Source organism: Amycolatopsis sp. NPDC003731, assembly GCF_053586895.1.
Genome location: NZ_JBSFNC010000060.1, coordinates 37,443 through 50,135, shown reverse-complemented (window position 1 = coordinate 50,135; position 12,693 = coordinate 37,443). Strand labels below are relative to the sequence as shown.

The following is a 12,693-nucleotide window of genomic DNA, read 5'->3' as shown; positions in this document are numbered from 1 at the left end:
CATCGGGTGACGCGCTCAGCCCTGCAGTGACCCGGCAGACCCGGGGTGCAGACAAGACGCATACGCCTGTCCACCCCCCAACGTCCACCAGTGAGCGCCTCAGGACTTGAGGTCCGGGAAGTCCTCCTCGCGGTACTCCGTCCCCTCGCCGCGCTTCGGGTCGCTCTCGCGGCCCCGCAGCTCGACGCGGCGGATCTTGCCCGAGATCGTCTTCGGCAGCTCCGCGAACTCCAGCCGCCGGATGCGCTTGTACGGCGCCAGGTGCTCGCGGCAGTACGCCAGGATCGACCGCGCGGTCCCGGCGTCCGCCGCGAAGCCCGCAGCCAGCACGACGTACGCCTTGGGCACCGCGAGCCGGATCGGGTCGGGGGCCGGGACGACCGCGGCCTCGGCCACCGCCTCGTGCTCGATCAGGACGCTCTCCAGCTCGAACGGCGAGATCCGGTAGTCCGACGCCTTGAACACGTCGTCGGTGCGCCCGACGTAGGTGATGTAGCCGCGTTCGTCGATCGAACCGACGTCACCCGTGTGGTAGAAGCCGCCGGCGAAGGCCGCCGACGTGCGCTCGTCGTCGCCGGCGTAGCCGGTCATCAGGCCCACCGGCCGGTGCGCGAGGTCCAGGCAGATTTCGCCCTCGGAAGCGCGTTCGCCGCTGACCGGGTCGACCAGCGCCACCACGAACCCCGGCAGCGGGCGGCCCATCGAGCCGGGCACGACGTCCTGGCCCGGCGTGTTCGCGATCTGGACGCTGCTTTCGGTCTGGCCGAAGCCGTCGCGGATGGTGACGCCCCACGCCTTCTCGACCTGGTCGATCACCTCGGGGTTCAACGGCTCCCCGGCGCCCACCACCTTGCGCGGCGGCGTCTTCAGCGCGCTCAGGTCGGCCTGGATGAGCATCCGCCACACCGTCGGCGGCGCGCAGAAGCTGGTGACACCGCAGCGGTCCATCTGCGCCATCAGCGCGCCCGCGTCGAACCGGCTGTAGTTGTAGAGGAACACCGTCGCCTCGGCGTTCCACGGCGCGAAGAAGTTGCTCCACGCGTGCTTGGCCCAGCCGGGCGAGGAGATGTTCAGGTGGACGTCGCCGGGTTCCAGGCCGATCCAGTACATCGTGGACAGGTGACCGACCGGGTACGAGACGTGCGTGTGCTGCACCAGCTTCGGCTTCGCGGTCGTGCCGGAGGTGAAGTACAGCAGCAGCGGGTCGCCGGCCTTCGTCGGGCCGTCCGGGGTGAACTCCGGGGACTCGGCGGACGCGGCCGAGTACGCGTGCCAGCCTTCGACCGGGTCCCCCACCGCGATCCGCGTGTAGCCGCCCTCGATGCCGTCGAACTTCGGCGCGTCGACCGAGCGGACGACGACGTGCTTCGCGGCGCCGCGCTCCACGCGGTCGGTCAGGTCGGCCGGCCCGAGCAGCGTGGACGCCGGGATGATCACCGCGCCGAGCTTGATCGCGGCGAGGATCGTCTCCCACAGCTCGCCCTGGTTGCCCAGCATGAGGATGAGCCGGTCGCCGCGGCGGACGCCGAGCGCGCGCAGCCAGTTCGCCACCTGGTTGGACCGGCCGGACATCTCCGGGAAGGTCCAGCGGTTCTCGCGGCCGTCCTCCTCGACGATCCACAGCGCGTACCGCTCGGCGTTGTCCGGGTCGTGCGCGACGACGTCGAACCAGTCGATCGCCCAGTTGAACTCGTCGAACTCCGGCCAGGCGAAGTCGCGGTACGCCGTCTCGTAGTCCTCGCGGTGGGCCTGCAGGTAGTCCCGCGCGACGCGGAAGGTGTGGTGGACGCTCACGCTGCCTCTCCTCCTACTCGCCCTTGAACTCCGGCGGCCGGCGTTCCAGGAAGGCCTGGACCGCCTCGCCGAGGTCCTTGCTGGGCAGGAACGCCGAGTTCCACGCCGCGACGTACCGGAGGCCGTCGGCGACCTGGCGCTCGGTGTTCGCCGCCAGTACCTGCTTCGTACCCTGCACCACCAGCGGCGGGTTCGCAGCGATCTCGCCGGCGAGTTCGCGGGCGGCCGTCAGCAGCGCCTCCTGGTCCGGGTAGACGTCGTTCACCAGGCCGATCTTCTCGGCGCGGGCGGCGTCGACGTCCTTGCCGGTGAGGGCGAGCTCGCGCAGGTGCCCCTCGCCGATGATCGAGGCGAGCCGCTGGAGGCTCCCGAGGTCGGCGACGATGGCGACGCGCACCTCGCGGACGCTGAACTTCGCGTCGGCGCTGGCCAGGCGGACGTCGGCGGCCGCGACGACGTCGACCCCGCCGCCGATGCACCAGCCCGAAACGGCCGCGACGACCGGTTTGCGGCATTCCGCGATCGAACTGACCGCCGCCTGCAGCGAGCGGACCTGGTCGAGAAACGCCGTCCGCGGGCCGGCCAGGTTGTCCCCGCCCAGCATCGGCGCCCAGTCGCCCATCATCGCGGGCAGGTCCAGGCCGTAGGAGAAGTGCTTGCCGCTGCCGGTCAGCACCACGGCCCTGACCTGCGGGTCGGCGTCCAGCGCGCGGAAGACCAGGGGCAGCTCGCGCCAGAAGTCCGGGCCCATCGCGTTGCCCTTGGACGGGCCGAGAAGCGTCACTTCGGCCACATGGCCGGCGACGTCGACCTTGAGGGACACCAGGTCGGGCAGACTGTCAGCAGTAGCGGTCATGGGGTCATCTTGACCCATGCCCGCGGCCACCCGCCATTGGCACCTTGTCAATTGGCCCCTCGGGTCACTGTGCCAACCCGGCCGGGGGATGCTTTCCTGAAACAACCGGCACCGACACGGGGAGGACGGTGGGACATGAGCCCGGCCAGCGCGACCGCGATCGAGTCCGAACCCCCGTCCGCCCCGGTCCGGCGGGCCTCCCGCCCGATCGAGCTGACCGGCTCGTTCGACCACGAGGGCCACCGGCTCTGGTACACCGAGTTCGGCAGCGGCGACAAGGTCGTCGTCCTCACCCACGGGATCATGTTGACCCGCCGGATGCACGCGCCCCTCGCCCGCCGGCTGGCCCGCGCCGGGTTCCGGGTGATCACCCTCGACCTGCTCGGCCACGGCGACTCCGACCGGCCGACCGAGTCGTGGCTGTACTCGATGCCGTCGTTCGCCGAGCAGACCCTGGCCCTGCTCGATCACCTCGAGGTGGACTCCGCCGTGATCGGCGGGACGTCACTGGGCGCGAACGTCTCCCTGGAAGTGGCGGTGCAGGCGCCCGCGCGGGCGCGGGGGCTGATCGTCGAGATGCCGGTGCTGGACAACGCGATCGTCGCCGGGCTGGTCACCTTCGCACCGCTGCTGATGGCGGCCCGGTTCCTGCCGTTCACCGTGCAGGCGGTGGCGCTGGCGGCCTCGGTGGTCCCGCACGGCAACCAGTGGGTCGACGTCGTCACGGACACGCTCTCCCAGCGCCCGGCCCCGATGGCGGCGCTGCTGCACGGGGTGCTGTTCGGCCGGATCGCGCCGCCGAAGTCGGTGCGCCGCAAGATCTCGACGCGCGCGCTGGTGATCGGTCACCAGGGCGACCCGATCCACCCGTTCGGCGACGCGGACACCCTGGCCGTCGACATGCCGGACGCGGAGTTCGTCCAGGCCCGCAGCCCGGTCGAGCTGCGGTTCGACCCGACCCGGTTGTCGGACGCGATCCGGGATTTCGCCGCGAGCTGCTACGAGAACTGACATCCTTCGCCCATGCCTTTGGTGTGGGTGACCGGCAACGCGGGAGCGGGCAAGTCGGCGGTCTGCGCGCTCCTGAAGGAGCGGGGCGAGCTCGCGGTCGACGCGGACAACGAGGGCTACCACCACTGGGCGGACCGGACGACCGGCGAAGTCGTCACCGACCCGCCCGACCCGGTGCCGGCGGGCTGGCTCGACCGCTTCGGCTGGCGGATCAGCCGCGCGAAGGTCGAAGCCCTGGCGGCGCGGACGGCCGGCGGGGTCGCGTTCTTCTGCGGCTGCCCCGAGAACCACGAGGACGTGCGGGATCTGTTCGACCTCGTGATCTGCCTGGTGATCGACGAGGACACGCTCCGCCACCGGCTCATGACCCGCACGTCGAACAGCTTCGGCAAGCACCCCGAGGAGCTGGCCGCGGCCCTCGCCGACAACGCCTACCGCCACCCCGGCGCCACGATCGTCGACGCCACCCGCCCCCTCCCCGAAGTCGCCGACGCCATCCTCACCGCGGCCCGGCTCCCGCGTGATGGAAACGCCGGCTCGCGTGATTGGAAAGCGAACTCGCGTGATTGAAGGGTCGACACGACGTCCGGCCGAAGCCTTGCCGTGTCGACCCTCCGATCACGGGTGTCGACCCTTCGATCACGGGTGTCGACTCCCGGATCACGCGGGAATCCGGTCAGGAGACGGGGGCGAGGCCGGCCACCGGGCCGATCACGATCACCGCGGGCGGGCGGACGCCGGAGGCGGCCGCGTCGGTGACCACTGTGTCCAAAGTGGACCGGAGGGAGCGCTGGGTGCGCATCGTGCCGTCCTCGATGATCGCGACCGGGGTGTCGGCCGGGCGGCCGCCGTCCAGGAGGGCCTTCGCGAACTGCGGGAGCCTTTCAACGCCCATCATCAGGACGATCGTGCCGCGCATGCGGGCCAGCAGCTCCCAGTCCACCAGGGACCGGTCGTCGCCGGGGGCGACGTGGCCGGAGACCACCACCACCTCGTGCGCGACGCCGCGGTGGGTGACCGGGACGTCCGCGACCGCCGGGACGGCGAACGCGCTCGTGATGCCCGGGACCATCGTGACCGGGACGCCGGCCTCGGCGCAGGCCAGCACCTCTTCGAAGCCGCGGCCGAACAGGTACGGGTCGCCGCCCTTGAGGCGGACGACGAACTTGCCCTCCTTGGCGCGCTCGATCAGCGTGCTGTTGATGACGTCCTGGCTGGCCGCGCGGCCGTAGGGGATCTTCGCCGCGTCGACGATCTCGACCTCGGGCGCGAGCTCGTCGAGCAGCTCGCGGGGCGCCAGCCGGTCCACCACGACGACGTCCGCGCGCGAGAGCAGGCGCCGGCCGCGGACCGTGATCAGCTCCGGGTCGCCCGGGCCGCCGCCGACCAGCGCCACGCCGGGCAGGGTGCCCTCGGGGTGCGGACGGCGGCCGTCTTCGATCGTGCCGTTGTGCAGGCCGTCGAGCATCGAGTCGCGGACCGCCGCCGAGCGCAGCGGCTCGCCGCCGGAGAGCACGCCGAACAGCAGGCCGCCGTGCCGTCCGGACGCCGGGGTCACCGCCGAACCCGACTCGCCTTCGTCGGCGCGGACGCAGAACACCCGCTCCCGCTCGGCCTCGGCGCAGACGGCGGCGTTCACCTCGGGGTCGTCCGTGCAGGCCAGCGCGTACCAGGCGTCGCGGAGGTCGCCGTCCTGATAACGCCGTTCGTGCCAGACGAGCTCGCCCGCGTCCACCATCCCCTGCACCGACGGCGTCGTGTGCGGCGACACCAGTTCGACGCGGGCGCCCGCGCTGATCAGCCGGGGCAGCCGGCGCTGGGCCACGGAACCGCCGCCGATCATCACGACGCGGCGGCCGCTCAGCTGGAGGCCGGAGAGGTAGTGCGGGTCGTCCATGCGCGGGAGTTTATTGGCGAGCGAGCCCCGCGCCAGCCCAGCGTGGGTCATGCCACGCGGAAGACCGGCCCGCGGGCCACGAACGGCAGCCGCGCGCCCCGCGGCACCAGGTACGCGTGCTCCCGCCGCGGCCGGACGTGGTCGCACTGCGCGTCGGTGATGATCAGGATCGGCCCGTCCGCCGGGAAGTCCGCGGCCCGCTGCAGCAGGTCGACGCCGGGCTGCAGGATGGTCCCGCCGCGCCCGCGGACCTTGACCCGGCCCGCGATGTCCTCCACCGCGAGGTAGCCGGCGTCGTAGGCGACGGCGTCGCAGAACACCACGCGCGCCGCCGGGACGTCCCGGGCCAGCGCGTACGACGCGATCGCGCCCAGCGCCTTGCCGAGCAGCTCCGCGTTCATCGACCCCGAGGTGTCCAGCACCACGCCGAAGGTGACGCGCCGGTCGAGGCGGTCCGGCCGGACGCGGCCCGGGCGCGGGATGTCCGGCGTCGACGACTGGCGGCGCGACGCCCGCGCGTAGCTGCGCACCGGCAGCTCCACCCGGACGTGCTCGTCGAACCAGCGGGCCAGTTGCGCGTCCCACGGCAGCGGCGGGTGGTCGAGGGCCCGGATCTCCTGCTCCAGCCCGGCCGGCAACAACCCGCGGCTCTGCGCGCGGTGGTACTCCAGGCCCTGGGTGAGCGCCCGGCGGTAGAACTCGTCGAGGTCGACGCCCCGGGTGCGGTCGTCCCACGGCGCCGGACGCGCGTCCCGGCGCGAGGAGCGCCGCCGGACCGCGTCCGGTGCGGACAGCCAGTCGCCGAGGACGTCCCCGGCCTTGCGCGAGCCCAGGGTCACCAGCTTCCGGGCCCGCCGGAGGTCGGTGGTGAGCGTGTCGTACACCGACTCCGCGGACATCCCGGTGAGCTGCTGGTCGTGCAGGCTGCCGTGGGGCAGCTCGCCCACGCCCATCGCCACGAGCCAGCCGTTGATCACGTAGTCGCAGGCGACGTTCCACAGGTAGGGCTCGCGGCCGAGGGCCCGCCGGTCGTGCCGCAGCGCCGCGTGCAGCATCTCGTGGGCCAGCACGAACCGCCACTCCTCGGCGGTGAGGTCGGCGGCCGGGTTGACGTAGATTTCGCCGAGCTCGGCGTCGACCGCGGCCAGGGAGATGTCCCACGCGCGGACCACTTCGGCGTCGACGACCAGGGTGAACCCGGCCGCGACCGCGCCGAGCAGCGGGAACGACGAGACGAACCAGGACAGCGCGCGGTCCCACTCCCCCATCGCCCGCCGGTGGCGGGTCCGGCCGCGCGCGTCGGCGGCGCGTTCCATGGCCTCGGTGGCCGAGGCGATCAGCCCGCGGGCGAACCGTTCGGTCCAGGGCGTCGGCTTGCCGTGGTACTGCCGCTGCCAGCGGGACATCGGCTCCCCGAGCACCAGGCACGGCCGGCCGGTGCCCAGGTCGGCGAACGGCGCCGGGACGCCCGTTTCCCGCCAGGCGCGGGTCAAGGCCGCCTCCTCGGTGCCCGGGAGTTCGGGCAGGTCCAGCACCGGGGTCCCGAGGTGCACCGCCTCCGCGAACCGGTGGACGGCGACGCAGCACGCGGCGGCGTAGACCGGGTCGACGTCACGGCCCGGCGTGACGGCTTCGGCCTCGGTGAGCCGGTCTTCGTCGAGGTGGCCGAGGCCGAGGTGGAGCAGCAGGTGCGCGAAGACCCACGCCCACTCGTCCGCGTCGGCGACCCGGCCGCGGTTCGGCGTGATCACCCCGCGGTCGCTGACGACGGCCCAGCCGCCGCCGCTCGTCCGGCTCAGGTTCGCGCCGCGGGCCAGGTGCTCGAGAACGGGGTGGCCGCGGACGTGGGCCCAGCCGTCCTCGATCGCCTTGTTCCGGCGCTCGCGGCGCTCGGCCTCGGCGCGGGCGTTGCTCATGCGCGGGCCGCCACCAGCCGCGGCAGGTCACGGACGGCTTCGACGAGGAACCACGCCGGCAGCCGCGGATTGCCGGCTTCGTCGTCGGCGATGACCAGCTGGGCCATCTCGAGGGAGATCTCGGCCAGCTCGACCAGGAGGCTCTTCGCGCGGAAGGCGAACTGGCGCACGGCCGCCGAGGCGTGCCGCTTGTCCGCGGGCAGGTCCTTGACCAGCCGGGCGCGGAACGTCTCGGCGAGGAAGTAGAGCAGGTCGCGGTCGGCCGGTTCGGCGGGCCAGCGCGCGTCGCCCTTGAGGATCGCCTCCAGGTCGAAGGCGTGCCGGGCCACCTTGAGGTACGCGCGGAACGAGCCGGCGTGCGCCGGGGTGAGGGTCGCGTACGCCAGCAGCGCGACCGTCTCGTCGTCGGCGGGGTCACCCGCGGAGTGCAGGAGGTCCGAGAGCATGTGCCAGGACCGCGGCGTCGAGAACGGCTCCTCGGTCTTCGGCGGCGGGCTCCACAGGTGGTCCGGGCGCTGGGTGAGGTACTCGACCACCCACGGGTGGATGCCGTTCCCGGCGGCCCAGGCGAGCCAGTCGCCCGGCGCGGCCCGCAGGTGGACGTGCACGAGGCGGTTGACCAGGGCCGAGGCCATCGGCCGGGCCAGGGCCTGGTCGGTGGCGCGGTTGCCGGCGCCGATCACGACCGAGCCCGCCGGCAGCTCGTAGGAGCCGATGCGACGGTCGAGGATGAGCGAGTAGAACGCCTTCTGGACGTCGGGTGCGGCGGCGTTCAGCTCGTCGAGGAACAGGCAGTACGGCTCGTCGCGGGCGATCTGCTCGGGCGGGCAGAACCGGCTGCGGCCGCCGGTGATCTGCGGGACACCGATCAGGTCCTCGGGGGCGAGCTGGGTGCCCAGCAGCGAAACGCAGTCCAGGCCCAGCGACGCGGCGAAGTCGCGCACCAGCGAGGACTTCCCGATCCCGGGCGCGCCCCAGAGGAACACCGGCCGCACGACGGCGGTGGTGAGCAGGAGCTCGGGCAGCCGGGCGGGCGTGACCGTGAGCTGGGCGTGCAAGCGTGGACCTCCGGTGCATCAGGACATCCCCCTGCGACGCCCCCTTTCGTGCGCCCATGGTCGCGCGCCGCCCGGCTTCGCGCATCCGATTTAGTTCGCGCGGCCCGCGGACGGGTACGGCAGCAGGGCCATCTCGCGCGCGTTCTTGATCGCCGTGGCGACCTGTTTCTGTTGCTGCGGCGTCAATCCCGTCACCCGGCGGGCGCGGATCTTGCCGCGGTCGGAAACGAACTTCCGCAGCAGGTCGACGTCTTTCCAGTCGACGTGGGTGATCTTGTTGGCGTGCAACAGGTTCACCTTGCGCTTGCCCGGGCGGTCGCGGTGCGGCTTCGGCATCCGGCTCACCAGCTCGACTTCGCCACGCCGGGCAGCTCACCGCGGTGCGCGGCCTGCCGCACCTTCACCCGCGACAGCCCGAACTTCCGCAGGTACCCCCGCGGACGGCCGTCCGCGGCGTCCCGGTTGCGGATCCGCGTCGGGCTCGCGTCGCGCGGCAGTTTCTGCAGCGCGACGACCGCGTCCGCCTTCTCCTGCGGCGACGACGCGGGCGAGGCGATGACGGCCTTCAGCGCGCGGCGGCGTTCGACGTACCGCGCGGCGATCACCTTCCGCTGCTCGTTCTTCGCGATCTTCGACTTCTTGGCCATCAGCGCTCTTCCTTGAACTCGACGTGCTTGCGCGCGACCGGGTCATACTTGCGCAGGACCATGCGGTCCGGGTCGTTGCGGCGGTTCTTCTTGGTGACGTACGTGTAGCCGGTGCCCGCGGTGGACCGCAGCTTGACGATCGGCCGGACGTCGGTGCTCTTCGCCATTACAGCTTCACCCCCTTCGCCTTCAGCTCGGCGACGACGGCCTCGATGCCGCGCTTGTCGATCGTCTTCATGCCCTTGGCGGACACGCGCAGCCGCACCCAGCGGCCTTCGCTCGGCACGAAGTAGCGACGGTTCTGCAGGTTCGGCTCCCACCGCCGGGACGTACGGCGGTGCGAGTGCGAGACCTGCTTGCCGTAGCCCGGCTTGCGGCCGGTGACCTGGCACACGGCGGACAAAGGCCCTCCCGAGTTGATAGTGGTTTTCGTTTTCAGTTACTGTAGCGCACCGTACCCCGCCCGCATTCCTGGAGCACCTGTGACCCACCACCCCCGCGTCCCGCTCGTCCTCGTGAGCGGTCTGGTCGCCGGGCCGAACGCCGCGCTCGCCGAGCTGCTGCGCGCGGCCGGGCCCGGCACCGCCGTCGTCCACCACGACCTGCGCGAGATCCACTCCGGCGTCGTCCGCCGCCGGCTGCGGCTGGGCGAGCGCGACGAGCTGACCGTGCTCGAACTGGCCCACGGCTGCGTGTCCTGCACCCTGCGGGAGGACCTGCTCCCGCTGCTGCGGCGGCTGGCCCGGCGCCCGGAGGTGACCCGGATCGTCGTCCGGCTCGACGAGGCGATGGAGCCGGAGCCGGTGAGCTGGGCGATCCGGAACGTCCTGGTCGGCGACCACCCGGTGAGCGAGGACGTCGACCTGCGGGCCGTCCTGACCGTCGTCGACTGCGCGACCTGGCTCGCCGACGCGACCGGCGACGACGAGCTGGCCGACCGGAACCTGCAGGGCAGCCCCGAGGACGAGCGGACGGTCGCCCAGGTCGCGCTGGCCCAGGTGGAGTTCGCCGACGTCCTGGTGCTGGCCGGCGCGGCCACCGACGCGTGGAGCGCCGCGAAGGCGTCCGCGGTGCTCGACCGGGTGGCGCCGTCGATCCCCCGGGTCGAGCTGGCCCGGATCGACGGCAGGGGCGTGCTCGACGCCGTCCCGGCGAACGCCCGCCGCGGCGAGGTGACCGACATGCACGGCGCGCTGCTGCGCGGCGAACCGCCGTGGCACGACGACTGCGGCATCGCCCTGCTGACCTTCACCGCGCGGCGGCCGTTCCACCCCGCGCGCCTGCACGAGGCCCTCGACGTGCTGCTCGACGGCGTCGTCCGCACCCGCGGGCGCGCGTGGGTGGCCAGCCAGCCCGATGTCGCGTTCTGGATCGAGTCGGCCGGCGGCGGGCTGGGCCTCGGTCACGCCGGGCCGTGGCTCGCGTCGCCGGATGGTCCGAAGTGGACGGACGTCTCCCCCGAGCGGCGGACGCTGGCGTCCCTGCGCTGGGACCCGGTGCACGGCGACCGCGCTCAGGAACTCGTCGTGGTGACGGACCAGACAACGCCGGACGAGATCGACGCGGCCCTGCGCGGCGCTCTACTGACCGACGAAGAGCTCGCGGCCGGGCCGGAAGCCTGGGCGCACTACCCCGACCCGTTCGGCGACTGGCACGAGGAACCGTGCGAGGACGCCGAACCCGACCCCGCGCGGCACTCCGCGGCGAACCGGAAGGAAGAACGATGAAGACCGGAATCCACCCCGACTACCACCTCGTGGTGTTCAAGGACTCGGCCACCGGGGACGCGTTCCTGACCCGCTCCACGATCACCTCCGACAAGACGATCGAGTGGTCCGACGGCCGCACCTACCCGCTGGTCGTGGTCGACATCAGCGCGTGGTCGCACCCGTTCTGGACCGGCACCCAGCGGATCATGGACAGCGCCGGCCAGGTCGAGAAGTTCCACCGCCGCTACGGGAAGCGAGGCACGCGCTGATGGCCGTCCCCAAACGGAAGACGTCGCGCAGCAACACGCGGTCCCGGCGGTCGCGGTGGAAGGCCGCCGTGCCGGATCTGGTGCCGATCACGGTCGACGGCACGGTGCGGCTGGTCCCGCGCCGGCTGATGAAGCACTTCCACGGGCAGTGAGCGTTCCGGTCACCGTCCTGTCCGGGTTCCTCGGCGCGGGCAAGACGACGCTGCTCAACCACATCCTGGCCGGCCGGGCGGGCCTGCGGGTCGCGGTGATCGTCAACGACATGAGCGAAGTGAACATCGACGCCGCACTGGTCCGCTCGCAGGAGCGGCTGGTCGAACTGACCAACGGGTGCATCTGCTGCACCCTGCGGGAGGACCTCCTGGAAGAGGTCGCGGGGCTGTGCGCGGACGACCGCTTCGACCACGTGCTGATCGAGTCGAGCGGCATCTCCGAGCCGATGCCGGTCGCGGCGACGTTCACCTTCCTGGAGGAGGTCGCGCACCTCGACACGATGGTGACGGTGGTGGACGCGGCGAACTTCGCCCGCGAGCTGGCGGCCGGCGACTCCCTGGCGGAGCGCCGGCTCGACCAGTACGCCGGGGACGAGCGGACGGTGAGCGACCTGCTGGTGGACCAGATCGAGTTCGCCGACGTCCTGCTGCTGAACAAGACGGACCTGACCCCAAACGTCGACCGGCTCGTGGCGGTCCTGCGGCGGCTGAACCCGGCCGCCGACGTCGTCACGGGCCGCTTCGGGAAGGTGCCGCTCGAGCGGGTGTTCGGGACGGGCCGGTACGACGCCGTCCGGGCGCAGGAGGCGCCGGGCTGGGTGGCCGAGCTGAACGGCGACCACGTGCCGGAGACCGAGGAGTACGGCATCTCCAGCGTGGTGTTCCGCGCTTCTCGCGCGTTCGACCCGGCGGCGCTGTGGGACTTCGTGGCCCGGCGGCTGGATTCCGGCGAGTTCGGGACGGTGCTGCGGTCGAAGGGGTTCTTCACGCTGGCGTCCCGGCCCGGGGTGACCGGTCTGTGGTCCCAGGCGGGCACGGTGGCGCGCTTCGAGCCCCAGGGCGTGGCGGCCGGGCCGCGGCAGGAGCTGGTGTTCATCGGCGTCGACCTCGCCGGGGAGGCTCTGCTCGCCGCCCTGGACGGCTGCCTCGGCGACGCGACCGGGCCGGACCTCTTCCCGGAGTGGGAGCCGGTCCACCTGCACTGAGCCGGCGAGTTCCGGGGTTCAGTGGTCGTCGTAGTGGTCCTCGTGGACGGCGTGGCGGTGGCCGTCGTGGACGTAGTCGACGTGGTCGCCGTGCGGGACCGCCATGTGGCCGCAGCCGTCGCCGTGGGTGTGGTCGTGGCCCGTGTGCGGGACGTGGCCGGTGATTTCGCACTCGTCGAAGTGGCCGTCGTGGGTGCGGTGCAGGTGGCCCTCGTGCACGTAGTCCACGTGGTCGCCGTGCGGGATCGTCGCGTGGCCGCAGCCTTCGCGGTGGACGTGGTCGTGGCCGGCGTGCTCGACGTGCAGGGTGGTCATCGGCGGTCCTTCCGGGGTGTGTC

Annotated in this window: 16 protein-coding genes; 6 read left to right on the top strand and 10 right to left on the bottom strand. The window is 72.5% G+C overall.

Going from position 1 to position 12,693, the window contains the following annotated elements; genetic code table 11:
- Positions 1-99: 99 nt before the first annotated feature.
- Positions 100-1,794: an AMP-binding protein gene (locus ACWDN5_RS24560; protein ID WP_449677905.1), complete on the bottom strand. Its 1,695-nt coding sequence runs from the start codon at positions 1,792-1,794 to the stop codon at positions 100-102.
- Positions 1,795-1,807: 13 nt separating this feature from the next.
- Positions 1,808-2,650, bottom strand: coding sequence for a crotonase/enoyl-CoA hydratase family protein (locus tag ACWDN5_RS24555; RefSeq protein WP_449677904.1), 843 nt, complete (start codon positions 2,648-2,650; stop codon positions 1,808-1,810).
- 135 nt (positions 2,651-2,785) lie between these two features.
- On the opposite strand from ACWDN5_RS24555, the gene ACWDN5_RS24550 reads away from it, so the two are divergent.
- Both ACWDN5_RS24550 and ACWDN5_RS24545 read left to right on the top strand, forming a co-directional pair.
- Positions 2,786-3,661 (top strand): alpha/beta fold hydrolase, encoded by an 876-nt coding sequence (locus tag ACWDN5_RS24550; RefSeq protein WP_310973032.1) that lies wholly within the window; start codon positions 2,786-2,788, stop codon positions 3,659-3,661.
- A gap of 12 nt (positions 3,662-3,673) precedes the next feature.
- The gene (locus ACWDN5_RS24545) at positions 3,674-4,231 is read left to right on the top strand and encodes an AAA family ATPase (protein ID WP_449677903.1); all 558 of its coding nucleotides are present in this window, start codon (positions 3,674-3,676) and stop codon (positions 4,229-4,231) included.
- A 106-nt stretch (positions 4,232-4,337) separates the two neighbouring features.
- Here ACWDN5_RS24545 and cobA read toward each other — a convergent pair whose 3' ends face one another.
- The 7 genes from cobA to rpmB form a co-directional block, all read right to left on the bottom strand.
- Complete coding sequence (cobA, locus tag ACWDN5_RS24540) at positions 4,338-5,558, bottom strand: uroporphyrinogen-III C-methyltransferase (protein WP_449677902.1); 1,221 nt, start codon at positions 5,556-5,558, stop codon at positions 4,338-4,340.
- A gap of 47 nt (positions 5,559-5,605) precedes the next feature.
- Positions 5,606-7,474 carry a vWA domain-containing protein gene (locus ACWDN5_RS24535; RefSeq protein ID WP_449677901.1) on the bottom strand — a complete coding sequence of 623 codons (1,869 nt, stop codon included), beginning with the start codon at positions 7,472-7,474 and terminating at the stop codon, positions 5,606-5,608.
- Positions 7,471-8,532: an ATP-binding protein gene (locus tag ACWDN5_RS24530; protein WP_310973036.1), complete on the bottom strand. Its 1,062-nt coding sequence runs from the start codon at positions 8,530-8,532 to the stop codon at positions 7,471-7,473. Before ACWDN5_RS24530 ends, ACWDN5_RS24535 begins: the two co-directional genes overlap by 4 nt.
- 90 nt (positions 8,533-8,622) lie before the next feature.
- Positions 8,623-8,877, bottom strand: coding sequence for a 30S ribosomal protein S18 (gene rpsR / locus ACWDN5_RS24525; protein ID WP_191306290.1), 255 nt, complete (start codon positions 8,875-8,877; stop codon positions 8,623-8,625).
- Positions 8,874-9,179 carry a 30S ribosomal protein S14 gene (rpsN, locus tag ACWDN5_RS24520; RefSeq protein WP_310973037.1) on the bottom strand — a complete coding sequence of 102 codons (306 nt, stop codon included), beginning with the start codon at positions 9,177-9,179 and terminating at the stop codon, positions 8,874-8,876. Before rpsN ends, rpsR begins: the two co-directional genes overlap by 4 nt.
- Positions 9,179-9,346 (bottom strand): 50S ribosomal protein L33, encoded by a 168-nt coding sequence (gene rpmG / locus ACWDN5_RS24515; protein WP_310973038.1) that lies wholly within the window; start codon positions 9,344-9,346, stop codon positions 9,179-9,181. The genes rpsN and rpmG overlap by 1 nt, the downstream gene beginning before the upstream one ends.
- Entirely contained in the window at positions 9,346-9,582 is a 237-nt protein-coding gene (gene rpmB / locus ACWDN5_RS24510; protein WP_003091680.1) for a 50S ribosomal protein L28, read from the bottom strand. Before rpmB ends, rpmG begins: the two co-directional genes overlap by 1 nt.
- 79 nt (positions 9,583-9,661) lie before the next feature.
- Between rpmB and mrf the strand changes: the two genes are divergently transcribed.
- The 4 genes from mrf to ACWDN5_RS24490 are packed head-to-tail and all read left to right on the top strand — an operon-like array spanning position 9,662 to position 12,355.
- The gene (gene mrf / locus ACWDN5_RS24505) at positions 9,662-10,906 is read left to right on the top strand and encodes a ribosome hibernation factor-recruiting GTPase MRF (RefSeq protein WP_449677900.1); all 1,245 of its coding nucleotides are present in this window, start codon (positions 9,662-9,664) and stop codon (positions 10,904-10,906) included.
- Positions 10,903-11,157, top strand: coding sequence for a type B 50S ribosomal protein L31 (locus tag ACWDN5_RS24500; protein WP_449677899.1), 255 nt, complete (start codon positions 10,903-10,905; stop codon positions 11,155-11,157). Before mrf ends, ACWDN5_RS24500 begins: the two co-directional genes overlap by 4 nt.
- Complete coding sequence (gene rpmF, locus ACWDN5_RS24495; RefSeq protein WP_449677898.1) at positions 11,157-11,309, top strand: 50S ribosomal protein L32; 153 nt, start codon at positions 11,157-11,159, stop codon at positions 11,307-11,309. The genes ACWDN5_RS24500 and rpmF overlap by 1 nt, the downstream gene beginning before the upstream one ends.
- On the top strand, positions 11,306-12,355 hold the full coding sequence (locus tag ACWDN5_RS24490; RefSeq protein ID WP_310973042.1) for a GTP-binding protein: 1,050 nt from the start codon (positions 11,306-11,308) through the stop codon (positions 12,353-12,355). Before rpmF ends, ACWDN5_RS24490 begins: the two co-directional genes overlap by 4 nt.
- A gap of 18 nt (positions 12,356-12,373) precedes the next feature.
- On the opposite strand, the gene ACWDN5_RS24485 is transcribed toward ACWDN5_RS24490, so the two are convergent.
- Positions 12,374-12,670, bottom strand: a complete 297-nt coding sequence (locus tag ACWDN5_RS24485; RefSeq protein WP_449677897.1) for a hypothetical protein — start codon at positions 12,668-12,670, stop codon at positions 12,374-12,376.
- Between the last annotated feature and the right edge of the window lie 23 nt (positions 12,671-12,693).